Here is a 24,217-nt window from a genome sequence, read left to right on the forward strand (position 1 = left end):
CTGTAGCCGAGGGTGAATTGTTCGCCCGCTTGCAGCTCGGTGCGCACATCGAGGGCCAGGGCTTCGAATGCTTGTTTCATCAGGCGTCCCCTCCGAATACGTCGATCTGGCGGAACACGCAGGCTGGCGACGCGTGGCCGACCCGCACCACCTGGTTGGGTTCACCCTTGCCGCAGTTGGGCGTGCCCAGTACCTGGAAGGTGCTGCGGTCGCCGACTGCCGACAGGTTGCGCCAGAACTGCGCGGAGATGCCGCGATAGTTGGGGTTCTTGACGATGCCCTTGAGCTCGCCGTTTTCAATCAACTGGCCCCATTCACAGCCGAACTGGAACTTGTTGCGCGCATCGTCGATGGACCAGGAGCGGTTGGTACGCATCAGTATGCCGTGTTCGATGCCCTGGATCAGTTGCCGCAGGGTCTGGTCGCCGGGTTCGATGTTGAGGTTGGCCATGCGATCGATCGGCGCACGGTTCCAGCCACAGGCGCGGCTGTTGGCCACGCCGTCCAGGCTAGAACGGAACTGCGACAGCGCGCCGCCCAGCGGGCGCAGCAACAGGCCGTGGCGAATCAGGAACTGCTTGCTGGCCGGGGTGCCGTCGTCATCGAAACTGTAGCTGGCCAGTTCTTCGCCGATGGTCGGGTCGAAGGTCACGTTCAGCAGCGGGGAGCCGTATTGCAGGTGGCCGAAGTCACTGGCTTTGACGAAGCTGGTACCGGCGTAGTTGCGCTCGTCGCCGAGAATACGGTCCATCTCCAGCGGGTGGCCAATGGACTCGTGGATTTGCAGCATCATCTGGTCCGGCATCAGCAACAGGTCGCGCGGGCCGCTGGGTGTGTTCGGGGCCAGCAGCAGCTGCAGCGCTTCGTCAGCCACCCGGCTGGCTGCGCCCACCAGGCCGCAGCGCTCGATGATCTCGAAGCCACCCTGCTGGCCGAAGTTGTCGCGGCCCAGGCTACGGCTCTGGCTGTCCTGGCCATCGCTGGCGGTGACGCCCAGGCCGGGGAACAGGAAGCGTTGGGCGTGGCGCAGTTCGGCGCCGGCCGAATTGAGATAGGTCTGCTCGACCAGGCTCAGGCCCAGGCTGGCCTGCCAGTCTACCAGGCGGCTGTCCTTGGGCACGCTGGCCGATTCGGCGGCGAGCAGGCCAAGGCACTCGCCCAGGGTGGGTACAGGTTGGTCGAAGTTGGGCGAAATGTGGTCGTGGCGTGCATCGGTCACTGGCTGATCGCGCAGATCGAGCAGGCTATGCCGGGCAATCTGCCGGGCCAGTGCCTCGGCACGTTCCAGTGCTCGCTGCAGGCCTGCCTGGGACAGGTCGGCGGTGGCCGCATAAGCTTCCACCCCATTCACCCGTGCGATGAGCATGGCGCCTTCGTCCTGGCTGAAGAACGGCGGTTCGGCAACATTGCGGCGAACCGAAAGCGCCTGGTGCGACTGGGTCACATGGCGCAGGGAAAACAACTCGGCCGTACTGCGCAGCGCGGCAAAGCGCTGGCGCAGCAGGGCGCTGGAATCGAACATGCGGAAGCCTCCGTGTACACGGTGGCTCCCCCCTAGAACCACGCGTCTTGCATGGCGAGGCAGGTATCATCGCGCGCCTCGAGCAATGCCAGCTCATTATGGCAGCCTGGTAATTCCCAGGTCAGAAAATAACGCGCGGCCTGCAGCTTGCCGAGGTAGAAGTCGTGGTCGGCGGGGTTGCCTTTGCGCATGCCGAGCTCTGCGTGAATCGCCTGCTCCAGCCAGCGCCAGCCGATCACGCAGTGACCGAAGGCTTTGAGGTACAAGGCTGAATTGGCCAAGGTGGCAGCGACTTTACCTTTGGCCAGGTCGCCGAGCAGTACCAGGGTTACGCTTTGCAGGCGGTTGACCAACTGCTCCAGCGGCTGGCGCAGGGAGGCAAGGTTTGGATGGTGGCTGGCGCGCTCGCCAGTTGCTGCCATCAGCCGAAAAAGTTGCTTGAGCCCGGCACCCTTGTTTTGTGCCAGTTTGCGCCCAAGCAAGTCGAGCGACTGGATGCCCTCGGTGCCCTCGTGAATCGGGTTCAGGCGGTTGTCGCGGTAGTACTGCTCAACCGGGTATTCACGGGTATAGCCGTGGCCGCCGAGAATCTGGATAGCCAGTTCGTTGGCCTTGAGGCAGAACGCCGAGGGCCAGGATTTGACGATCGGGGTCAGCAGGTCGAGCAGCGCCTGCGCTTGGTGGCGGGACGCCTCGTCGTTGGCGGTCTGGGTATCGTCGAACAGGCGCGCTGCGTAGAGGCCCAGGTCGAAGGCACCTTCCACGTATGCCTTCTGTGCCAGCAGCATACGTTTCACATCGGTGTGCGCGATGATCGGTACCGCGGGGCTGAGCGGGTCTTTGCTGTCCGGCAGCCGGCCTTGTGGCCGCTGACGGGCATAGTCCAGCGAATACAGGTAGCCGGCGTAACCCAGCATTACTGCGCCCATGCCAACGCCGATGCGCGCCTCGTTCATCATCTGGAACATGCAGGCCAGGCCATGGTGTGGCTTGCCAACCAGGTAACCGACGCACTGGCCATTCTCACCGAAGTTCAGGGCGGTGGAGGTGGTGCCGCGCCAGCCCATCTTGTGGAACAGCCCGGCCAGCAGCACATCGTTGCGCGGGCCAAGGCTGCCGTCCGGATTCACCGTGTACTTGGGGACAATGAACAGCGAGATGCCCTTCACCCCTGGCGGTGCGTCCGGCAGTTTGGCCAGGACCATGTGCACGATATTTTCCGACAGTTCGTGGTCACCGCCGGAGATGAAGATCTTGTTGCCCCTGAGCCGGTAGCTGCCGTCGCCCGCCGGTTCCGCACGGGTGCGGATATCGGCAAGCGAGGATCCTGCGTGGGGCTCGGTCAGCGCCATGGTGCCGAAGTAGCGGCCTTCGATCATCGGCTGCAGGAACAGCCGTTTCTGTTCATCCGTGCCGAAACTCTCGATCAGGTTCGCCGCGCCCATGGTCAGGAACGGGTAGGCCGTGGTGCCAGCGTTGGCGGCCTGGAAGTGGGCGAAGCAGGCCTGCGAAACCAGGCTGGGCAGCTGCATGCCACCGACCTCGAAGTCGCGGTTGGCGTTGAGGAAGCCGGCTTCGAGGAAGGCGTCGACTGCCGGCTTCACCTCCGCGATCAGCTCGGCGCGGCCGTCTACATAGCGCGGCTCGTTTTCGTCGGCCTTTCGGTTGTGCGGAGCGAAGAACTTTTCGGCGATGGTGCGTGCGGTGGTCAGGGCCGCGTCGAAGGTTTCGCGGCTGTGCTCGGCGAAGCGCGGGCGTTGGGTCAGGGCTTGGGCGTCGAGGACTTCGTAGAGCTCGAAGGCCAGGTTGCGGTGGCAGAGCAGGGTCTCGGGCATGGGGGCGGTCCTGAGGCGGGATGCTGCGAGTGTAGGGAATCGGCTGAGGTGGGGGGAGGTTAATAGGTTTGGGTGATATGGGGTGAGAACGGGTGGGGCATACAGCTGCCCGCTTTGATCCTTTTTGCGCTTGTGAGATCGGGCGCCGCCCGCGTGGCGCTTCGCGTGACAAGGCCGCTCACAGGTGCTGGAAAGGGTGAGGCGGACACCTTCCAGTCCCCCGCATTCTGACCTGGTTCGGTTAGGTTTTCCGTCATAAGGGCCACCACACACCTGCTGTCAAACAAGAGAGTGGCGGTTGTGCACCCTGTTCCAGGCCACGGATCACGCGCCGTGTGCCGCAACCGTTGTGCACCACGCCATGCAGCTGCAGCCCAGGTCGCCGGCTTCGATCCTGATGATGACCTCGATACATGAACTGGAGGCGCTGCGGGCTTTGCGTGAGTCGACGTTGATTCAGGTGCAGATGGCCGCTGAGCCCAAGCCTGTGCATTGAGGCTGTGTAACGTGTTGCCTGGGCTGGCCTCTTCGCGGGTAAATCCGCTCCCACAGGTACTGTGCAAACCTTGGGGCTTGTAATGAACCTGTGGGAGCGGGTTCACCCGCGAAAGGGGCCGCCCAGGCTGTCGAAAATTATCAGGGGATTGAACAATGACAACAGAAGATACCCAGTTCACCGTCGGCAAGACGACTTTCTGCCAAGGCGAAAACTGCACACATCCACTGTTTCGCATTGAGCCCGGTATCCCGTGCAATGGCCAAGGCACTGATGGATGATGCCGAGTTGGGCAGGAAGCAGTGAGGGCATGCCTCCCGGTTGCGTGAAGGGGCGGGCACCTGTCTGCCCACCCCCAATTTCAAGTCATGCACTCCATAAAAAAGGGAGAGCCGAAGCTCTCCCTTTCCTTTCAACAACCCCCAGCCTCAGCCAATGGTCATCAAGCTGGCATTACCCCCAGCAGCCGCAGTGTTCACACTCACCGCCCGCTCGATCACCAGTCGCTCAAGCGCAATCTGATGGTCGCCGCTGGACAGCCCGTGCACACCGACGATCGCCCCGGCACGCTTGGCTACCTGCTGGCACACGCTGCGCAGCTGGTCCGAGTCGCCATGGTGGATCACGGCGTCGAACGCTACCTCATCCTTGCTCCAGTCCGCTACCAGCTTGACCTTGGCCTGCAGCTCCTTCGGCAGGCGGGCGCGCAGGGCTTTGCCCGGTTCGCCGTCAGCCCATACCGCCGAGCTGCCAACCGCCAGCACTGCAGCGAACTGCGCCAGCAGGTCGGCTTCGTTGTCTGCCAGGCACAGCACATGCTCGCGGGGCAGAATGGTGTAGCTGTTGCGCTCGCCGGTCGGGCCTGGCAACAGGCGGGCGATGCCGCTTTGCGATTGCCCGGCGAACTGGCTGCACAGTGTGGCCAGGTCGGCCAGCTGGTTGCCTTCGGCCCAGGCCTTCAGGCCGTGCAGAGGCTTGATCAGTTGCTCGTGCAGGGCGCGGTCTGGCTTGCCTTCGCCATCCTGCAGTGCGAAGTGGCGAGCTATTGCGTCGACCGGGCGGGTCGACAACAGGCGGTAGAGGTACAGCGGGCCGCCGGCTTTCGGGCCGGTGCCGGACAAGCCTTCACCACCGAACGGCTGCACGCCCACCACTGCACCTACGATGTTGCGGTTGACGTACATGTTGCCGGCGTTGGCGGTTTCCACCACCTTGGCAATGGTCTCGTCGATACGGGTGTGCACGCCCAGGGTCAGGCCATAGCCGGAATTGTTGATCTGCTCGATCAGCTGGTCCAGGTTGCGACGGTTGTAGCGCACCACGTGCAGCACCGGGCCGAAGATTTCGCGTTTCAGTTCGTCGAAGCTGTCCAGTTCGATCAACGTCGGCATGACGAAGGTGCCGCGTTTGACCTCGGCAGCATCGGCAATGGCGACCTGATAAACCGAACGGCCTTTTTCGCGCATACCCTGGATGTGCTTCTCGATGCCGGCCTTGGCTTCGGCGTCGATCACCGGACCGATGTCCACGGCCAGGCGGTCCGGGTTGCCCAGGCGGCTCTCGGCCATGGCACCTTTGAGCATTTCGATCACGCGGTCGGCGGAGTCTTCCTGCAGGCACAGCACGCGCAGGGCCGAGCAACGCTGGCCGGCGCTGTCGAAGGCCGAAGACACCACGTCGATCACCACCTGCTCGGTCAGTGCCGAGGAGTCGACGATCATTGCGTTCTGGCCGCCGGTTTCGGCGATCAGCGGGATCGGGCGGCCCTGGTTGTCCAGGCGGCCGGCAACGTTACGCTGCAGCAGACGGGCAACTTCGGTGGAGCCGGTGAACATAACGCCCTTGACGCGCTCGTCACCGACCAGGCCGGCACCGACGGTTTCGCCGCGGCCTGGCAGCAGTTGCAGCACGCCTTCAGGAATGCCGGCTTCCAGCAGCAGGCGCACGGCCTGTGCGGCGATCAGCGGGGTTTGCTCGGCCGGCTTGGCCAGTACCGGGTTGCCCGCGGCCAGTGCCGCAGCCACCTGGCCGGTGAAGATGGCCAGCGGGAAGTTCCACGGGCTGATGCACACCACCGGGCCCAGCGGGCGGTGGGCGTCGTTGCTGAAGTCGTTGCGGGCCTGCACTGCGTAGTAGCGCAGGAAGTCCACCGCCTCGCGCACTTCGGCGATGGCGTTGGCGAAGGTCTTGCCGGCTTCACGCACCAGCAGGCCCATCAGCGGCTGGATCTCGGCTTCCATCAGGTCGGCGGTGCGTTCCAGGATGGCGGCGCGTTCAGCCGGCGGCGTGGCCTGCCAGATCGGCGCGGCGTTGATCGCGCACTGGATGGCGTTGTCGACGTCGCCTACGGTGGCTTCCTGGACATGGCCGACCACGTCGCGGTGGTCCGCCGGGTTCAGCACAGGTGCAGCAGCGGACTCGCTGGCGCTGCAGGCCAGCAGCGGGGCAGCTTTCCAGTCGTTGTGCGCGGTGGCCAGCATGGCGCAGGACAGCGACGCCAGGCGGTGTTCGTTGGCCATGTCGATACCGGCCGAGTTGGCCCGCTCGCTGCCATACAGCTCACGCGGCATCGGGATGCGCGGGTGTGGCAGGCCGAGGCTGCCTTCCTGGGTGCCCATGCGCTCGATGCTGGCGACCGGGTCGGCAACCAGTTCCTGAATGGAAATCGAGTGGTCGGCGATGCGGTTGACGAACGAGGTGTTGGCGCCGTTTTCCAGCAGGCGACGCACCAGGTAGGCCAGCAGCGTTTCGTGGGTGCCGACCGGCGCATAAACGCGGCAAGGACGGTTCAGCTTGCCTTCGGAGATCTTGCCGACCACCTGCTCGTACAGCGGCTCGCCCATGCCGTGCAGGCACTGGAACTCGTACTGGCCGGGGTAATAGTTCTGGCCGGCGATGTGGTAGATGGCCGACAGGGTGTGGGCGTTGTGGGTAGCGAACTGCGGGTAGATGGCTTCCGGCACGGCCAGCAGCTTGCGGGCGCAGGCCACGTAGGACACGTCGGTGTAAACCTTACGGGTGTAGACCGGGTAGCCTTCCAGGCCTTCGACCTGGGCGCGCTTGATCTCGCTGTCCCAGTAGGCGCCTTTCACCAGGCGGATCATCAGGCGATGGCGGCTGCGCTTGGCCAGGTCGATGACGTAGTCGATCACGTACGGGCAGCGTTTCTGATAGGCCTGGATGACGAAGCCGATACCGTTCCAGCCCGCCAGGGACGGCTCGAAGCACAGGCGCTCGAGCAGGTCGAGGGAAAGCTCAAGGCGGTCGGCTTCTTCGGCGTCGATGTTCAGACCGATGTCGTATTGCTTGGCCAGCAGGGTCAGCGACAGCAGGCGCGGGTACAGCTCTTCCATCACGCGCTCGTACTGGGCGCGGCTGTAGCGCGGGTGCAGCGCGGACAGCTTGATCGAGATGCCCGGGCCTTCATAGATGCCACGGCCATGGGAAGCCTTGCCGATCGAATGGATCGCCTGTTCGTAGGACGCCAGGTACTTCTGCGCATCGTGCTCGGTGAGTGCAGCTTCGCCAAGCATGTCGTAGGAGTAACGGAAGCCCTTGGACTCGAAGCGGCTGGCGTTGGCCAGAGCTTCGGCGATGGTTTCGCCAGTGACGAACTGCTCGCCCATCAAACGCATGGCCATGTCGACGCCCTTGCGGATCATCGGCTCGCCGCTCTTGCCGATGATGCGGGTGAGCGAGGAGGTGAGGCCTGCTTCGTTATGGGTGGAAACAAGCTTGCCGGTCAGCAGCAGGCCCCAGGTAGCCGCGTTGACAAACAGCGATGGGCTGTTGCCCAGGTGTGGCTGCCAGTTGCCGTTGCTGATCTTGTCGCGGATCAGGGCGTCGCGGGTACCTTTGTCGGGGATGCGCAGCAGCGCTTCGGCCAGACACATCAGTGCCACGCCTTCCTGGGAGGAGAGGGAGAATTCCTGCAGCAGGCCCTGGACGATACCGGCACGGCCGCCAGCGCTCTTCTGGTTGCGCAGCTTTTCAGCGATACCAGCGGCCATCTTGTTGGTCGCTTCGGCCAGCGGAGCGCTCAGGCGCGCCTGCTCCAGCAGCATCGGCACCACTTCCTGTTCGGGGCGGCGGTAAGCGGCGGTAATTGCCGAGCGCAGTACCGACTGCGGCAGGATGCTCTCGGCAAACTCCAGGAAGCACTGGTGAGCATGATCGGCCTGCACTTCGCCGGCGTCATCTGCCAGGCTGCTGGCATGACCGTTGATTTCGGTCAGGGTGGCACCACCCTCGAGCTTCTCCAGGTAATTGAAGATCGCTTGCTTGATCAACCAGTGCGGCGTGCGGTCGATAGACTGCGCAGCTGCCTTGAGTCGCTCACGGGTCGGGTCATCGAGTTTGACCCCAAGGGTGGTCGTCGCCATTTCTTATCCTCATTATTGCCACGGTTGTGGCCTAAGCTGTTGCCAAGAGTAGCTGTAGGATATTTCAGGTGCAACCAGGTGCAACCGGAATTTTCCGTTTATTGGGTGCAACTCGTCCGACACTCTTTTCCATATGGCCGAAAGGGCCGTTTTGGTTGCTTTTTCTTCTGAAAATTGCGGTTGATGCTCCCAAAAGGAGCAAAAAAGCGGCTTTATCTGAAAATGTTGCAGAAGGTGCAACTTGTAACTGAAAAAGGGTTGCACCGTCTTTGCGTTGTTGCATAGGATTCGCCGCCTGGGTGCAACCATCCAAACGGTTGGTTGTGCATGACATAAAAACAAACGCCAGGGCACACGCATGGGCAATCCACTAACGATCACCTTCGTGATCTACATTGCGGTAATGGTGCTGATCGGCTTCGCCGCCTATCGCTCCACCAACAACCTTTCCGACTACATCCTTGGCGGTCGCAGCCTGGGCAGCGTGGTCACTGCGCTCTCGGCTGGCGCTTCCGACATGAGCGGCTGGCTGCTGATGGGCCTGCCGGGCGCTATCTATTTCTCGGGCCTTTCCGAAGCCTGGATTGCCATCGGCCTGACGGTCGGTGCCTACCTGAACTGGCTGTTCGTGGCAGGCCGCCTGCGCGTGCAGACCGAGCACAACGGTGATGCGTTGACCCTGCCGGACTACTTCTCCAGCCGGTTCGAGGACCAGAGCGGCCTGCTGCGCATCATCTCGGCCATTGTCATCCTGGTGTTCTTCACCATCTATTGCGCCTCCGGCATCGTGGCCGGTGCCCGCCTGTTCGAAAGCACCTTCGGCATGCCGTACGAGACCGCTCTGTGGGCCGGTGCCGCGGCGACCATTGCCTACACCTTCATCGGTGGTTTCCTGGCGGTGAGCTGGACTGACACGGTTCAGGCTTCGCTGATGATCTTCGCGCTCATCCTCACGCCGATCATCGTGCTGATCTCCACGGGCGGCGTCGACACGACCTTCCTGGCCATCGAGGCGCAGAACCCGGCCAACTTCGACATGCTCAAGGGCGCGACCTTCATCGGCATCATTTCGCTGATGGGCTGGGGCCTGGGCTACTTCGGTCAGCCGCACATCCTGGCGCGCTTCATGGCTGCCGACTCGGTCAAGTCGATCGCCAAGGCCCGTCGCATCTCCATGACCTGGATGATCCTGTGCCTGGCCGGTACCTGTGCTGTCGGCTTCTTCGGCATTGCCTACTTCTCTGCGCACCCGGACCTGGCGGGCCCGGTGACCGAGAACCACGAGCGCGTGTTCATCGAGCTGGCCAAGATTCTGTTCAACCCATGGGTGGCTGGCGTGCTGCTGTCGGCTATTCTGGCGGCAGTGATGAGTACCCTGAGCTGCCAGCTGCTGGTGTGCTCTAGCGCGCTGACCGAAGACTTCTACAAAGCCTTCCTGCGCAAGGGTGCTTCGCAGCGCGAGCTGGTATGGGTAGGCCGGGTGATGGTATTGGCCGTTGCACTGATTGCCATTGGCATGGCTGCCAACCCGGAAAACCGCGTACTGGGCCTGGTGGCCTATGCCTGGGCTGGCTTCGGCGCTGCCTTTGGCCCGGTGGTGCTGATCTCGGTATTGTGGAAAGGCATGACCCGTAACGGCGCGCTGGCCGGGATCGTGGTTGGCGCACTGACCGTGATCCTGTGGAAGAACTTCGACACTCTCGGGCTGTACGAAATCATCCCGGGCTTCCTGTTCGCCAGCATCGCCATTTTCCTGGTGAGCAAGCTGGGCAGCCCCTCGCAGGCGATGGTGCAGCGTTTTGAGACCGCTGATGCGGCATATCACGCTGACAAGTGATGAGTTGTGAATGAGTAACGCAAGCGGCCCGAACAATGTAGTTGTTCGGGCCGCTTGCGTTTGGGGCGATTGTTGCTTAGAGCGTGAACTCGCACCGGGTCGGCTCGAATGCGCCGGCTTCACGCGGGACGATCCTGGCTTCATAGGTACCAGGGCCATGGCGGTCCAGGCTCACTTCCCACTCGTCGGACTTCGAGCTCGGTACCACTATTGTCTCGGCAGTGCCATCTTGTTTCTTGAGTTTCAGCTGCGCGGTGTAGGGCACATTGTTCACGCCGAGTGTTCCGTGCAGTCGATTTTGAGTTTTATCGTATTGAATGGAAGCTTTCATTTGCATCTACTCCTGGTGGGTGGAAGCTGGATTCTTGCTGCTGGCAGCGCGGCGGAGAATCAGGAACCCGTTCCGGCGGATGAAGGTTTTCAGGGGGGGGCGGGAGCGCCTGAAGAAGTGTTGCTGGTTGATCGCTGCACCTGACTCCGCTGGCAAGGCGAGGTAAACTTGCCGCTTGCGCAGGAGTTGCCATGAACTATCGTCACGCCTTCCACGCCGGCAACCACGCCGACGTCCTCAAACACATCGTGCTGACCCGCCTCATCGCCCTGATGTCGCGCAAGGAGCAGCCGTTCGCCTATATCGATACCCACGCCGGCCTTGGTCTGTATGACTTGCAAGGCGACCAGGCGACCCGCACCGGCGAGTACCTGGAAGGCGTCGCCCGCCTGTGGAATCGCGATGACCTGCCGGCCATGGCCGCTGATTACCTGCGCGTCATCAAGCGCCTCAATGCCGACGGCGAGCTGCGCTACTACCCCGGCTCGCCCGAATTGGCCCGCCGCCTCATGCGCCAGCAGGACCGCGCCCTGCTCAATGAAAAGCACCCTGAAGACGGGCCGCTGCTCAAAGAGAACATGAAGAAAGACCCGCGTGTGACCGTGCACCTGGGCGAAGGCTGGCATGTGCCGCGGGCCCTGCTGCCGGTGCAGGAAAAGCGCGCGATCATGCTGATCGACCCGCCGTTCGAGCAGGCTGACGAGCTCAAGCGTTGCACCACATCGATGAAAGAGGCGATCGGCCGCATGCGCCAGACTGTCGCGGCCATCTGGTACCCGATCAAGGATCAACGCTCGCTCACCCGTTTCTATCAGGACCTGACCAGCACTGGCGCGCCGAAGTTGCTGCGGGTCGAACTGTATGTGCATCACCAGGACAGCCCGCAGGGCCTGAACGGCTCGGGCCTGGCCATCGCCAACCCGCCGTGGGGCCTGGAAGAAGAGCTTAAAGAGCTGCTGCCGTGGCTGGCCAAAGAGCTGGCGCAGACCGCCGGCAGCTATCGCATGGACTGGCTGATCGCCGAATAAGCCGCGCCGCGATCCCTGTGCAGGAGCGCGCAGTTCCTGGTGTTTGCGTTATAATCCCGCCCTTTAGTCGCCACCCGCCCATGAGGCCGCTGGCGCATTTCTACCGAACGAAGAGGCTAATCCCTTGGCATTGACGATTCTTGGCCTGTCCGGCGCCCTTAGCCATGACCCTTCCGCGGCCCTGTACATTGACGGCAAGCTGATTGCCGCCGCCGAAGAAGAGCGCTTCGTGCGTGACAAGCATGCGAAGAACCGCATGCCCTACGAGTCGGCGAAGTTCTGTCTGGAGCAGGCGGGCATCAAGCCTTCCGACGTCGACGTTGTAGCCATCCCGTTCGCCCCGATCAGCCTGTTCGGCAAAGCGCGCTGGCACTATGCCAAGCGCTACTGGTACGCCCCCGACCGCGCCCTCGACGCGATCCTGATGGGCAACCGTCGCTACAAGCGCTACCGCAAGAAGATCGTCTGGTGCCTGGAGCAGCTGGGCTTCGACCCGAAAAAGGTCAAGATCGAGCCGGTCGAGCATCACTTGGCCCACGCTTCCAGTGCCTACCACTGCTCGGGCTTCAAGGAAAAAACCGCGATCCTGGGCATCGACGGCAAAGGTGAGTACGCCACCACCTTCTTCGGCTATGGCGAAAACGGCAAGATCCACAAGATCAAGGAATTCTTCGACCCGGATTCCCTCGGTGGCCTGTATGGCGCTATTACCGAGTTCCTTGGCTTCGAGATGCTCGACGGTGAGTTCAAGGTCATGGGCATGGCGCCGTACGGCGACGCCAGCAAGTATGACTTCTCGCGCCTGGCCAGCTTTGAAAACGGCGAACTGGTGATCAACACCGAGTACGCCAACGTCATTGGCTTGCGCCGCTACAAAGAGAAAGGCAAGGGCTTCTATTTCTCGCCGAAGCTGATCGAATGGCTGGGCCCGAAACGCGAAGGCGACATCGCCGACGAGCCGTACATCCACTACGCGGCCAGCATGCAGGCGCTGTTCGAAAAGCTCGCCTTGCAGATGATCGATCACTACCTGGGCGATACCCTGCGTGAAACCGGCAAGCTGGCCTTCGCCGGCGGCTGCGCGCTGAACGTCAAGCTCAACCAGAAGATCATCGCCCGTTCCGACGTCAAGGAGCTGTTCGTCCAGCCGGCCTCCGGCGACGCCGGTACTGCAGTTGGTGCTGCTGCCTACGTCTCTCACGCCCGTGGCGTGCCGGTCGAGAAGATGGAGCATGTCTACCTCGGCCCTTCGTACTCCAACGAGGACGTGATCGCCGCCTGCGCCCGTCACCCGGACGCGCCGAAGTGGCGCAAGCTCGACAACATGCCCGAGCAGATCGCCAAAATCATGGTCGACGGCAACCCGGTGGCCTGGTTCCAGGGCCGCATGGAGTTCGGCCCGCGTGCCCTGGGTGGTCGTTCGATCATCGGTTGCCCTAGCGTCGAAGGCGTGGCCGACCGCATCAACCACCAGATCAAGTTCCGTGAACGCTGGAGACCCTTCTGCCCGTCGATGCTCGACACCGTCGCCCCGCAGATGATCAAGGTCGACCACCCGGCGCCGTTCATGACCTTCACCTTCGAAGTGGCTGAAGAGTGGAAGACCCGCGTGCCGGAAGTGGTTCACGAGGACGGCACTTCGCGTGCCCAGGTGCTCAAGCGCGAATACAACCCGCGCTACTACGACATGATGAAAGCGCTGGAAGACCTGACCGGCAACGGCGTGTCGCTGAACACCTCGCTGAACCGCCGTGGTGAGCCGATGATCTGCTCGCCGACCGACGCCTTGAACATGTTCTTCGGCTCGGACCTGCAGTACCTGATCATGGAAGACATCCTGGTGGTGAAGGACGGCGCAGCCGCGTATGACCAGCCGCTCTGAACCGCGCATCCTGCAGTTCTGCCATGGCTATGACGGGCCGTTCCTGGACTGTGCCCGTCAGTACGCCAGCCTGTTCCAGGGGCGTGGCTACCAGGTCACCACGGTGTTCCTCACCGGCGCAGCCGATCCTCAAGTGGCGGCCGGCTGCGCGTCGGACGAGGTGCTGTTCCTGGAGTTCAGCTCCAAGGCCGTGCGTGGGCTGAAGCTCGGCGCCATTCGCGCACTACGGCGGATCGCGGCCGAGCGCAATTTCGCATTCTGCATTGCCCACCGTTTCAAGCCGATCTATGTGGCTCTGCTGGGTACGGGCCTGCCGGTAATCGGGGTGCACCATGCCTTTGGCGATTATCAGCGCAAAGGCCGCCGGTTGTTCGCCAACCTGTTCAGCAAGCGCCTGAGCCTGCTGGGTGTGTCCGACGCGGTGCGTGACGACATGCGTCGCTGCCTGCCGCAGTGGCCGGGCGAACGTATCCAGACTTTGTACAACCGCATCGACATCGACGCCTTGCAGGCGGCCCTGGTGCCACGTGCCGAGGCACGCCAGGCCCTGGGCCTGGATGCGCAGGCGTGGATCGTCGGCAACGTCGGGCGGCTGCATCCGGACAAGGACCAGGCCACCCTGCTGAGGGGGTTTGCCCAGGCGCTGCCGGGGCTACCGGTCGGCGCCCGGCTGGCTATCCTCGGCAAAGGCCGCCTGGAGCCCACACTCAAGGCCCTGGCTGCGGAGCTGGGTATCTGCGCACAAGTGGACTTCCTGGGCCAGGTGCCGGATGCGCGCCGCTACTTCCAGGCGTTCGACGTGTTCGCCCTCAGTTCTGACCATGAGCCGTTCGGCATGGTCCTGCTCGAAGCCATGGTCGCCGGCGTGCCGGTGCTGGCCACGGCCTGTGGCGGGGCGCGCGAAGTGGTCGAGGGGGTCGGCATGCTGTTCCCGCTGGGCGATGCAACGCAGCTGGCCCAAGGCCTGAAGCACATGGCCATGCTCGACGCCGGGCAGCGCGAGGCCTGCGCCGAGCACATGCTGCAACGCCTGCGACAGCGGTTCTCCGACCAGGCAGTGCGCGAGGCCTTCTGGCAGTTGCCGCAGGTGCGTGCGCTGGTGGGGCAGGCCTGATGCTCAATCGTATCCAGGCCTTCCGCGAGCGCGGTTGGCAAGCTATCGATGCTGCGGCCTATGCCGAGGCGTGGGCGCGCTTTGGCGGCAGTGTCGCCACCCATCCGCTGGTGGTCGAGCAATTGGCCGAGCTGGCGCAGATCCCGGTGCGGTACCTGGGCTGGCATCAGGCCGGCGAGCTCAGGGCCGCTATCCCCACTTGGGGACGACACCTGGCGCTGTCCAAGGACGTGCTCAAGCGTGCTGGCAAGAAAGCCCTGTTCGACCTGGGCAATGCCGAAATCATTCTGCCTGCAGCGGCCGATGCCACTGCCCCGTTGCGCCATGCCGCGCGCTATCTGTCCGAGCTGAACCAGGGCCGTTTCAGCGGGCTCAAGGCGCAGGCGGAGCAGCTGGCCATGGCTCGGGCCCCTGAAGACCTGTCGAAGAAGTTTCGCTACAACCAGCGTCGCGAATTGCGCCTGCTGGAAGAGGCGGGCGGCGTGGTACGCCCGATCGGTGACTTCAGCGCTGGGGAAATTGCCAGCATGTACTGCGACCTGTTCCAGCGCCGCTGGGGCTTCCCGGCCACCGGTGCCGAACGCATGGCCGAGGTGCTGGAGCGTCTGCGCGCGTTGCTGATCGGCTCGGTACTGTTGCTGGACGGCAAACCGATTGCCATCCAGTTGGTCTATCGGGTCGAGGCACCGGAGTGGGTCAGCGTCGAGTACATCAATGGCGGGGTCGACCCGGAAACCAAGGCCTTCAGCCCGGGCAGCGTGCTGAGCTTCCTCAATACCCAGGCCGCCTGGGAAGACGCCCGTGCCCGCAACAAGCCGCTGCGCTTCTCGTTCGGCCGTGCCGACCGCGAGTACAAGGATCGCTGGTGCAACCCCGTGCCGGTGTACCAGGCGTGAGCCGCAAGCAGCAATTGCTCAAGCGCCATCGGCGCAACAAGCGCCTGGGCCTGCTGGCAGGCGTGGTTGCGCTGGTCGGCTTGGCAGTAGTGAGTTGGTGGTGGTTGCCGCTGCTGCTGTTGCCGCTGCTCTGGGCCGGCCATGAGGCGTGGTTTGCCGATCACCTGTTCTACGCGCCAGGCGAGGACTATGCCTACGACTTCGGCGAGTACACGCAGCAAGCCCGCGCCAGTCTGGAGGGGGGGCTGCTCAAGGCCGAATGCGCGCTGCAAGGCGAAGAAACCCTGATCCTTGAACTGCGTCTGAAAAGTAGCTGGGTGGGGCGCTTCCTCGACCCGGCGGTCGAACTGCTGGCTGGCGAGCAGGCTGACCGACAAACCTTCGAGCGTGGCGTCGATGGCGTGCGCTTCCTCAACCTGACCGGCCTGGCTGCGCCCCTGCAGGCTGGCACGTTGCGGCTGCGCGGCCGGCATTGCCGGCTACAAGGCCAGCCACGCCTGTGGATAACCCCGCCGGTCGAGTTGCAGCGACGTCGGGTGATGGTGATTGCGCCACATGCCGATGACGCCGAGCTGGCCGCATACGGCCTTTACAGCCAGGCCGACGAAACCTGGGTGGTCACCCTGACCGCTGGTGAAATCGAGGCCGAGCACTATCAGCAAATGGGCCTGGACAAGGCCGATGCCGCGCGCCTGAAGGGGCGCCTGCGCGCGTGGGACAGCATCGCCGTGCCGCGCTGGGCCGGGGTGCCGGAGTCGCGCTGCGTGCAGTTGGGTTATTTCTGCCTGCAGCTGCCCGCCATGCAGGCTGCGCCGGAACAGCCAGCCGCCTCCCGCGAGGCCGAGCTGGCCGATATCCGCGTATTCCGCCAGTTCAACCCGTTTCCCCTGCCGGCCGACCGGGATGGCGCGCCGACCTGGAACAACCTGCTGGCCGACCTGCGGGCGTTGCTCGACATGGCAAAACCTGAAGTGCTGGTGATGCCGCACCCGCAGCTCGACCCGCACCCTGACCATATCTGCGCCCAGGCGGCCGTGCTGGAAGCCCTGCAGGGACTGGCCTGGCAGCCAGAAACTTTACTGTGCTACGCCAACCACCTGCACGACAACGACCGCTGGCCAATGGGCGACAGTGGCGATGGTGTGGCCTTGCCTCCGCAACTGAGCACCGGGCAGGCCTGGGCGCCTTGCAGCCTGGTGCTGGGCCTGGCTACCCAGCGCGACAAGGCCATGGCCCTGGGCATGATGCACGACCTGCAGCCACCTGCACCCTTCAAGCGCCGACTGCGCCGCTTGCTGCAGCGCTGGCTGGCAGGGCGCAAGCCGTCGCCGTACGGGGAGAACGAGTTCTTCCGCAAGGCTGTGCGCCGGCACGAACTGTTCTGGCGGCGTGAGCTGTAGGCGCGCCCCATGGTTGACCGCGATGGCGCAGAGCGCCCAAGGAATGCAATGAAAGTCCTGTTTCTGGTGCAGAAAGAACAGCGGGCGATCCTCGACCGTCTGTACGATGGCGTCGCGGCCAACTGCGAGTGTGACCTGCGCTGGCTGACCAGCGAAGACCAGCGCAACCTGCGCCGCTATTTCAAGCGTGAAGTGCAGGTCGAACGCTATGACCGCATCGTCTTCTTCCTGCGCTTCAAACAGGAAATTCGCCAGGTGGCGTTCATTCGCACCGTGCCGAACCTGGTCATCCTCGAACACGATGCCTATCAGAACTACATTCCCTGCAAGTACACCGGCAAGTTCAGCGCCCATTACCGTCAACTGCCGTGGGCACGGGTAATCAGCTCTGGCTACATGGTCAGCGAGCGCCTTCGCCAGGAAGGTTTCGATGCGGTGTTCGTGCCCAAGGGTTACGACGAGCAGTTGCTGACCGATCAGGGGCGTGAGCGCGACATCGAGCTGGCGTTTGTCGGTAGCACCAACAGTGTTGCGTACAGCGGCCGCAAGGCGCTGCTGGATGAGCTGGGGCAGGTCGAAAACCTGGTGGTCACCCGCACCAAGTCGGGTGAGGACTATTGCAACACGCTCAACCGTATCCGCTTTTTCGTCAGTGCCGATGTCGGCATGGGCGAGTACATGATCAAGAACTTCGAAGCCATGGCCTGTGGCTGTGTTTTGCTGGCATACGATCAGGGCGAGGAGGAGAACCGCGCGCTGGGCCTGCAGGACATGCACAACGTGGTGTTCTATGACACCATCCCGACGCTCCAGGAAAAGCTCCGCCGCTTGCGTTCGGACCCTGAACTGTCCCGGCAAATTGCAGAAAATGGCCGCCATCTGGCGGTTTCCCGTTTCAGTTTCGGCGCAGTTGGACGTAGCATCGTCGACCACATGCGCCCGGCACTCAGGCCCCACCCACCCTTGACCGGGTGGCAGCGGTTGCGCCTGAAGCTGGGCATCTAAACAAGAGCTTTCGCGCCTGGGAGTGGGTGTTGAAAGCCGATAGTCGCAATGCGGAGGGAGTCCGGTGCGCTTTTCAAATGAGAGTGACGTCACGCTCGTCGTGACCAGTTGTGGGCGGTTCGACCTGCTCAAAGACACCCTTGAGAGTTTCGATCGCTGCAACACCGCGCCCATTCGCGAGGTGTTCATCACCGAGGATTCCGGTGATGATGCCGTGCATGACGCTGTGCCGGAGCATTGGAAGCCTCACTGCAAGGTGTTCGTCAACCGGCCTCAGCTTGGCCAGTTGCCGTCTATCGACCTGGCCTACAGCCAGGTGAAGACGCCGTACATCTTCCACTGCGAGGACGACTGGCACTTCTATCGCCAGGGCTTCGTCGAAGACTCCCAGGCGATCCTGCAGGTCAGCCCCAACCTGTTGCAGGTGTGGCTGCGCAGCCATGCCCACGACCTGGCCATCCACAGCCCGTACATCCACCTGGGCGATCGCCAGGTGATCGCTGGCGTGCCTTGCTACCCGTTGCTGTCCGAAAAAGCCGAGTGGCAGGCGTTTTCGCTCAACCCGGGCCTGCGTCGCTTGAGCGATTACCAGCGCTGCGCGCCATTTGCCGCCTATGCTGGAGAGAAGGCGCTTTCCCGGCGCTACGCTGAGTTAAATCTGACAGCGGTCACTTTGGAGGGTGATGCAGTCTTACACACCGGATTTGGTAATCACGTGACCTTGCCCATCGAAGTGGAGCGCAAGGCCAAGCGTCGTCAACGTGATCGAATGAAACTGGCATTGACGCTGGTGGCGGGTGCCTTGATCGGCATGGGTATCACCATTTTTGTTCACTGATGTCGCTGTCCCACCTGACATGCGCGGGAGAGGGCCCATGAACATCGTCAATATGATGTGGGCGGGTGGAACGCCGTACATGTCCATCCACAAAGTGCACCGGCAGGTGCTGTCGCACGCGGGCGCCGATGCGCGGATCAGTAACTGGCTGCTGCTGGGTAGCGGGCTCTGCTGCGGGCTTGGCTCGACCCGGGAGTGGCACATGCCGCCACGTGCCCTGAAAGGCCGACACCTTTGGCGCCTGCTGCGGCCGTGGCTGCGCATGCGCTTGCGCAAGGCGCTGGCCGAAGCCAAGGCAGAGATCGTGCTGCTCGATGGCATTGGCGTCGCACGGCTGGTGCTGCCGCTGTTGCAGAATATTCCCGGCGTACGGGCCAAGGTGCTGTTCCATGGCAAGACCCGGCTCAACGCCAGCGATGTGCGGCTGTTGCGCATGCTGGCGCCCGAGCGGCTGAGTATCGCGGCGGTGTCGCATACCCTGGCCGAGTCGCTGGAGCGCGACCTCGGCAGGCCGGTGCAGACGTTGCGCATGGCGCTTGACCCGCTGGCATTCGTCGAGCCGCTGCTGACTCGTGACATGGCCAGGCAGGTGCTGCGCTTGCCACAGGCAGCCGCAGTGATGCTGGGCGCAGTCGGGCGCCTGGTGGAAAGCAAAGGCTTCGAGATGCTGATCGAGGCATTCGCCAAGGCCAGTGCACGGCAACCGGGCCTGCAGTTGGCGATCATTGGTGAAGGCCCCCTGCATGCCTTGCTGCAGGAGCGTATCGAAGCGCTGGGCCTTGCAGGCCGGGTTCACCTGTGCGGCCACCGTGAAGACCTGCAGCAACTGTACCGAGCGTTCGACTGGCTACTGGTGCCTTCGCGTTCCGAAGGCCTGGGGCTGGTGGTGCAGGAGGCGGTCATGGCCGATGTGCCAGTGGTGTGCAGCGACCTGCCAGTGTTCCGCGAGCAGTTGGGTGACACCGGTGGCTACCTGCCCACTGCCGACCAGAGCGCCTGGGCCGAGGCGATCGCGCGCTGCGCGGCGCTCAGTGCTCCGGCGGTCGCCGCCAGGCAACGCCAGGCGCTGGCGCCTGAGCAGGCCTGGCAAGCGTTTTGTAATGGCTCGCAGAGCCTGCTGCGCAGCTGAGCCTCAGCGGGCCAGCAGGGCTGCCTCGAATGCGGCGAGGGGGAACTGGTCACCCAGGTTCTCCCGCTCGATATAGCGCACCATGTGCTGCACATTGCGACGAATCATGCGTGCCGAAAGCGGCGGGCGCAGGAAGCGCATGTCGGCCACGTCGATCAGGCCCAGGCGCTGGTCGGGGGTGACTACCACATTGCCTAGATGCAGCGAGCGGAAGTAAACCCCGCTACGGTGCAACTGACGGATCAGTTCGATCAGCCGGGGCAGGTAGATGTCCCAGCTGAAACCTTCATCGCGCGACATCTGCAGCAGCGTCCGCCCTGGGAGCGGGCGATAAAGCACGGCGGTGCGGCCTGGCAGGTCGAGCTTGTGCTGGCTGATTACCTCGAGGGTGGGAATGCCCAATTGCGCCAGGCGTGCGGCATTATCGACAAAGCGCTGCGAGTACGGGCGCAGCAGCGCAGATGAAATCAGTCTTTTCCTACGAAAAACCTTAAGGAAATTTCCATCCTCGAGCAGGTAGACTTTGGCGCCATGGCTGTCTGCCTCAAGTACCTGTGCGCCGAGTGTCAGCTGATCGAAGTCGACCTGGGTGAGCCGGGAGCATTGCATGAATAGGGCCTTGTCGTCTGGCGAGCAAAATGACCGGCAATAATGCCGAAAATAATGCTGTAGCACCATGGATGGTGTTTTTGATTCATCGGGGGAAAGGATGTTGTATCAGAAAAGCTGGGCAAGAGCCTGGTTGGGGTTGGGTCTGGTCTGGTTCCTGGCTGCGATCGCCCTGGCGCCGAGCAACAAGGTTTATCAACAGGGGCTGGTGTTGTTCCTGTGGCTGCCGACGCTGCTCTTGGCGTGGTCGGCTCGCGACGTGCTGGCACAGGCCTGGAAGCGCCAGCCGGCGCTGTGGACAAGCGTGTTGCTGCTGCTGGCATGGAGCGGGGTCAGCCTGGTCTGGTCGCCTGCCGAAGATCCTGGGCGCGAAATCAAGCGTCTGCTCTATATCCTGGTATTCCTGCTGGCGTTCCCGTTGCTGGCCCAGGCTGGCCTGACGCGCATCCGCCAGCTGCTGCAGCTCGGCAGTGCATTGCTGGCGATTGCCGCGCTGGTGTCGGTCATCAACTTCTACGGGCTGCAGGAGATGCCATGGCGGCTCAGGCTGGCGGGTATCGGTGAAATATCCCACCCCATCCTGGGGGCGTATGTCATCGCTTCGGCTGTGCTGTTCCTGCTCTACCAGCCGCCTCGCCAGCGCGGCACGCAACTGGCGTGGCTGGCAGCACTGGCCTGCCTGGGGGCGTTCGTGATCCTCAGCCAGAGCCGTGGCGCGATTCTGGCTTTGGTGATTACCGTCGTGATCGCACCGCTGTGGTTCCGCGACCGCCACAGTAGGGTATTTTCCATCCTCGCTGTTTTCGCTACCGGCCTGGCGCTTTCCACGGTGTACGACCTGATTGCCGAGCGCGGTTCGTCCTACCGTCCGGAGATCTTCCATGCCGTACTCGACATGATTGCCGAACATCCCTGGACCGGGCTGGGTCTGGGGGCTGGCTACCATGTCAACGCAGCCGGCCAGCAGTTCGAGCATACTCACAACATGTTCACCCACGCCGCGGTGGAAATGGGCCTGCCCGGCATGCTGCTGTGGGTAGCCGTGTGGCTGTTTGCCCTGGCTGAAATCCTCCGCGCCCGCGCAACGTTGCTCGGCAAGCTCCTGCTTGGTTTCTGGGTGTACTCGACCTTGGCCATGCAGTTTGACGCCGCCAGCCTCACCGGAACACCGCGTGCCGAGTGGTTCATCAGTTGGCTGCCGGTGGGCCTTGCCATGTTGCTGCCATGGGGGCGTGCCGAAAATGGCGCCTGTGGTAAAATTTCCGGTTCAACCTGAACAGCGAGCTCGATAATGGCCGAAACACCGCGACCGGCGGAGCCCACCTCCAGCCTGAAGATCTACTTCCGGCTGCTGGGCTATGTGAAACCCTATGTCGGCATTTTCCTGCTGAGCATTGTCGGTTTCGTGATCTTTGCCTCGACCCAGCCAATGCTGGCCGGCATCCTCAAGTATTTCGTCGACGGGCTTAGCAATCCCGAGGCTGTGTTGTTCCCCAACGTGCCCTACCTGCGCGACCTGCAATTACTGCAGGCGGTGCCGCTGCTGATCATCCTGATTGCCGCGTGGCAGGGGCTTGGCTCTTTCCTGGGTAACTACTTTCTGGCCAAGGTGTCCTTGTGCCTGGTGCACGACCTGCGGGTGGAGCTGTTCAACAAGCTGCTGGTGCTGCCGAACCGCTACTTCGACAACCACAATTCCGGGCACCTGATTTCGCGCATCACCTTCAACGTGACCATGGTCACCGGTGCTGCCACCGATGCTATCAAGGTGGTGATTCGCGAAGGCCTGACCGTGGTGTTCCTGTTTGCCTACCTGCTGTGGATGAACTGGCACCTGACACTGGTGATGGTTGCCATCCTGCCGGTGATCGCCGTGATGGTCAGCGTCGCCAGCAAGAAATTCCGCAAGCAGAGCAAGAAGATCCAGGTGGCCATGGGGGACGTCACCCACGTCGCTTCGGAAACCATCCAGGGCTACCGCGTGGTCCGCAGCTTCGGTGGCGAGGCCTACGAGGAGCAGCGCTTCAGCAAGGCCAGCCAGAGCAACACCGACAAGCAGTTGCGCATGACCAAGACCGGCTCGCTGTACACGCCGATGCTCCAGCTGGTGATCTACAGCGCCATGGCCGCGTTGATGTTCCTGGTGCTGTTCCTGCGCGGTGAGTCCACCGCCGGCGACCTGGTGGCCTATATCACTGCCGCCGGCCTGCTGCCCAAGCCGATTCGCCAGTTGTCGGAAGTCAGTTCGACCATCCAGAAAGGCCTGGCCGGCGCGGAGAGCATCTTCGAGCAGCTGGACGAAGAGCCGGAAGTGGACACCGGCACCATCGAGAAGGAGCGGGTAGAAGGGCGCCTTGAAGTGCGTAACCTGAGCTTCACGTACCCGGGCACCGAGCGTGAAGTGCTGAGCGACATCAGCTTCACCGCCGAGCCCGGGCAGATGATCGCCCTGGTTGGCCGCTCCGGCAGCGGCAAGTCGACCCTGGCGGCACTGATCCCGCGCTTCTATCACCACGACCAAGGGCAGATTCTGCTGGACGGCGTGGAGATCGAGAACTATCGCCTGCGCAACCTGCGCCGCCACGTATCGCAGGTCACCCAGCACGTCACCCTGTTCAACGACACGGTAGCCAACAACATCGCTTACGGCGACCTGGCCGGCGCGCCGCGCGCAGATATCGAGGCCGCTGCGGCCGATGCCTACGCCAAGGAGTTTGTCGATCAGTTGCCGAAAGGCTTTGATACGGACGTCGGTGAAAACGGTGTGCTGCTTTCCGGTGGCCAGCGCCAGCGTCTGGCAATTGCGCGCGCGCTGTTGAAAAACGCGCCCTTGCTGATCCTCGATGAAGCCACCTCGGCGCTGGATACCGAGTCCGAGCGGCATATCCAGGCTGCCCTGGATCATGTGATGCAAGGCCGTACCACGCTGGTGATTGCGCACCGCTTGTCGACCATCGAGAAGGCCGATCAGATCCTGGTCATGGACCAGGGCCGTCTGGTCGAGCGCGGCACCCATGCCGAGCTGCTTGCAGCCAATGGCCATTATGCCCGCCTGCATGCCATGGGCCTGGATGAGCCGGCCAAGGCCGATATCACCTGAACCCTCCTTGATCGGGGCCGTGATGGCCCCGATTGTCACGGGAATTTTCCGGGGATGATCTGGCCATAAAGCCGTCGTCTACCCTGTGCTAATATCCTGCCCCTGTTCATTATTTCCATATGGGTTGCCCATGAAGTTGTCCATGCCGCGTTTCGATCAAGCCCCGGTATTGGTGGTCGGCGATGTCATGCTCGACCGCTACTGGCATGGCGGTACTTCGCGTATTTCGCCTGAAGCGCCAGTCCCGGTGGTCAAGGTCGATCAAATCGAGGATCGCCCCGGCGGCGCGGCCAACGTTGCCTTGAACATCGCCGCGCTGGGTGCGCCGGCGTCGCTGATCGGTGTCACCGGCCAGGACGAGGCTGCCGACAGCCTCGCCAACAGCCTGCAGGCTGCCGGCGTACGCTCGGTCTTCCAGCGCATTGCGCACCAGCCGACCATCGTCAAGCTGCGGGTCATGAGCCGTCACCAGCAGCTGCTGCGCATTGATTTCGAAGAGCCGTTCGCCACCGACCCGCTGTCGCTGGGCGCCGAGGTTGACGGCCTGCTCGAGGGGGTCAAGGTGCTGGTCCTGTCCGACTATGGCAAGGGCGCACTGAAAAACCACCAGAGCCTGATCCAGGCGGCGCGGGCCAAAGGCATTCCGGTGTTGGCCGACCCCAAGGGCAAGGACTTCTCCATCTACCGTGGCGCCAGCCTGATCACGCCGAACCTCAGCGAGTTCGAGACCATCGTCGGCCGTTGCGCCGATGAAGCCGAGCTGGTTGCCAAGGGCCTGCAGCTGTTGCTGGACCTGGACCTGGGTGCCGTGCT

General features: G+C 63.1%; 20 protein-coding genes. 14 read left to right on the plus strand and 6 right to left on the minus strand.

What is annotated here, in order from left to right:
• Window positions 1-79 precede the first annotated feature (79 nt).
• Window positions 80-1,522, minus strand: coding sequence for a TldD/PmbA family protein (locus tag HP547_RS10845; protein ID WP_172286280.1), 1,443 nt, complete (start codon window positions 1,520-1,522; stop codon window positions 80-82).
• Window positions 1,523-1,554: 32 nt separating this feature from the next.
• Window positions 1,555-3,357, minus strand: coding sequence for an acyl-CoA dehydrogenase (locus HP547_RS10850; RefSeq protein ID WP_172286281.1), 1,803 nt, complete (start codon window positions 3,355-3,357; stop codon window positions 1,555-1,557).
• A 298-nt stretch (window positions 3,358-3,655) separates the two neighbouring features.
• On the opposite strand from HP547_RS10850, the gene HP547_RS29650 reads away from it, so the two are divergent.
• On the plus strand, window positions 3,656-3,853 hold the full coding sequence (locus tag HP547_RS29650) for a hypothetical protein (protein ID WP_256676313.1): 198 nt from the start codon (window positions 3,656-3,658) through the stop codon (window positions 3,851-3,853).
• Between the two features lie 428 nt (window positions 3,854-4,281).
• On the opposite strand, the gene putA is transcribed toward HP547_RS29650, so the two are convergent.
• Window positions 4,282-8,235 (minus strand): trifunctional transcriptional regulator/proline dehydrogenase/L-glutamate gamma-semialdehyde dehydrogenase, encoded by a 3,954-nt coding sequence (gene putA / locus HP547_RS10855; RefSeq protein ID WP_172286282.1) that lies wholly within the window; start codon window positions 8,233-8,235, stop codon window positions 4,282-4,284.
• 64 nt (window positions 8,236-8,299) lie between these two features.
• Window positions 8,300-8,518, minus strand: coding sequence for a hypothetical protein (locus HP547_RS10860; protein ID WP_172224428.1), 219 nt, complete (start codon window positions 8,516-8,518; stop codon window positions 8,300-8,302).
• A gap of 75 nt (window positions 8,519-8,593) precedes the next feature.
• On the opposite strand from HP547_RS10860, the gene putP reads away from it, so the two are divergent.
• Entirely contained in the window at window positions 8,594-10,072 is a 1,479-nt protein-coding gene (putP, locus tag HP547_RS10865) for a sodium/proline symporter PutP (protein ID WP_172224425.1), read from the plus strand.
• 76 nt (window positions 10,073-10,148) lie between these two features.
• On the opposite strand, the gene HP547_RS10870 is transcribed toward putP, so the two are convergent.
• On the minus strand, window positions 10,149-10,346 hold the full coding sequence (locus HP547_RS10870) for a hypothetical protein (protein WP_256676314.1): 198 nt from the start codon (window positions 10,344-10,346) through the stop codon (window positions 10,149-10,151).
• A gap of 12 nt (window positions 10,347-10,358) precedes the next feature.
• Between HP547_RS10870 and HP547_RS10875 the strand changes: the two genes are divergently transcribed.
• The 9 genes from HP547_RS10875 to HP547_RS10915 all read left to right on the plus strand — a co-directional run bounded on the left by HP547_RS10875 (window position 10,359) and on the right by HP547_RS10915 (window position 19,695).
• Window positions 10,359-10,547, plus strand: a complete 189-nt coding sequence (locus tag HP547_RS10875; RefSeq protein ID WP_172286279.1) for a hypothetical protein — start codon at window positions 10,359-10,361, stop codon at window positions 10,545-10,547.
• A 47-nt stretch (window positions 10,548-10,594) separates the two neighbouring features.
• Window positions 10,595-11,431, plus strand: a complete 837-nt coding sequence (locus HP547_RS10880; RefSeq protein WP_172286283.1) for a 23S rRNA (adenine(2030)-N(6))-methyltransferase RlmJ — start codon at window positions 10,595-10,597, stop codon at window positions 11,429-11,431.
• A 124-nt stretch (window positions 11,432-11,555) separates the two neighbouring features.
• Complete coding sequence (locus HP547_RS10885) at window positions 11,556-13,313, plus strand: carbamoyltransferase (RefSeq protein WP_110745982.1); 1,758 nt, start codon at window positions 11,556-11,558, stop codon at window positions 13,311-13,313.
• Window positions 13,297-14,427 carry a glycosyltransferase gene (locus HP547_RS10890; protein ID WP_172286284.1) on the plus strand — a complete coding sequence of 377 codons (1,131 nt, stop codon included), beginning with the start codon at window positions 13,297-13,299 and terminating at the stop codon, window positions 14,425-14,427. Before HP547_RS10885 ends, HP547_RS10890 begins: the two co-directional genes overlap by 17 nt.
• Complete coding sequence (locus tag HP547_RS10895) at window positions 14,427-15,323, plus strand: antimicrobial resistance protein Mig-14 (RefSeq protein ID WP_172286285.1); 897 nt, start codon at window positions 14,427-14,429, stop codon at window positions 15,321-15,323. Before HP547_RS10890 ends, HP547_RS10895 begins: the two co-directional genes overlap by 1 nt.
• Window positions 15,320-16,723, plus strand: coding sequence for a PIG-L family deacetylase (locus tag HP547_RS10900; RefSeq protein ID WP_172286287.1), 1,404 nt, complete (start codon window positions 15,320-15,322; stop codon window positions 16,721-16,723). Before HP547_RS10895 ends, HP547_RS10900 begins: the two co-directional genes overlap by 4 nt.
• A gap of 48 nt (window positions 16,724-16,771) precedes the next feature.
• Window positions 16,772-17,728 (plus strand): glycosyltransferase, encoded by a 957-nt coding sequence (locus tag HP547_RS10905; protein WP_172231311.1) that lies wholly within the window; start codon window positions 16,772-16,774, stop codon window positions 17,726-17,728.
• A gap of 64 nt (window positions 17,729-17,792) precedes the next feature.
• The gene (locus tag HP547_RS10910; RefSeq protein ID WP_172286286.1) at window positions 17,793-18,566 is read left to right on the plus strand and encodes a glycosyltransferase family 2 protein; all 774 of its coding nucleotides are present in this window, start codon (window positions 17,793-17,795) and stop codon (window positions 18,564-18,566) included.
• 37 nt (window positions 18,567-18,603) lie between these two features.
• Entirely contained in the window at window positions 18,604-19,695 is a 1,092-nt protein-coding gene (locus HP547_RS10915) for a glycosyltransferase (RefSeq protein WP_172220836.1), read from the plus strand.
• 3 nt (window positions 19,696-19,698) lie between these two features.
• Here HP547_RS10915 and HP547_RS10920 read toward each other — a convergent pair whose 3' ends face one another.
• The gene (locus HP547_RS10920; RefSeq protein WP_172220839.1) at window positions 19,699-20,304 is read right to left on the minus strand and encodes a toluene tolerance protein; all 606 of its coding nucleotides are present in this window, start codon (window positions 20,302-20,304) and stop codon (window positions 19,699-19,701) included.
• Between the two features lie 100 nt (window positions 20,305-20,404).
• Between HP547_RS10920 and HP547_RS10925 the strand changes: the two genes are divergently transcribed.
• From HP547_RS10925 to HP547_RS10935, 3 genes are all read left to right on the plus strand, one after another.
• Window positions 20,405-21,580: an O-antigen ligase gene (locus HP547_RS10925; protein ID WP_172220842.1), complete on the plus strand. Its 1,176-nt coding sequence runs from the start codon at window positions 20,405-20,407 to the stop codon at window positions 21,578-21,580.
• 15 nt (window positions 21,581-21,595) lie between these two features.
• Entirely contained in the window at window positions 21,596-23,404 is a 1,809-nt protein-coding gene (msbA, locus tag HP547_RS10930; RefSeq protein WP_172220845.1) for a lipid A export permease/ATP-binding protein MsbA, read from the plus strand.
• 130 nt (window positions 23,405-23,534) lie between these two features.
• On the plus strand, window positions 23,535-24,217 hold a 683-nt coding region (locus HP547_RS10935), incomplete at its 3' end, for a PfkB family carbohydrate kinase (RefSeq protein WP_256676315.1).

The organism is Pseudomonas sp. CM27, from assembly GCF_013179515.1.
Classification (GTDB): Bacteria; Pseudomonadota; Gammaproteobacteria; order Pseudomonadales; family Pseudomonadaceae; genus Aquipseudomonas.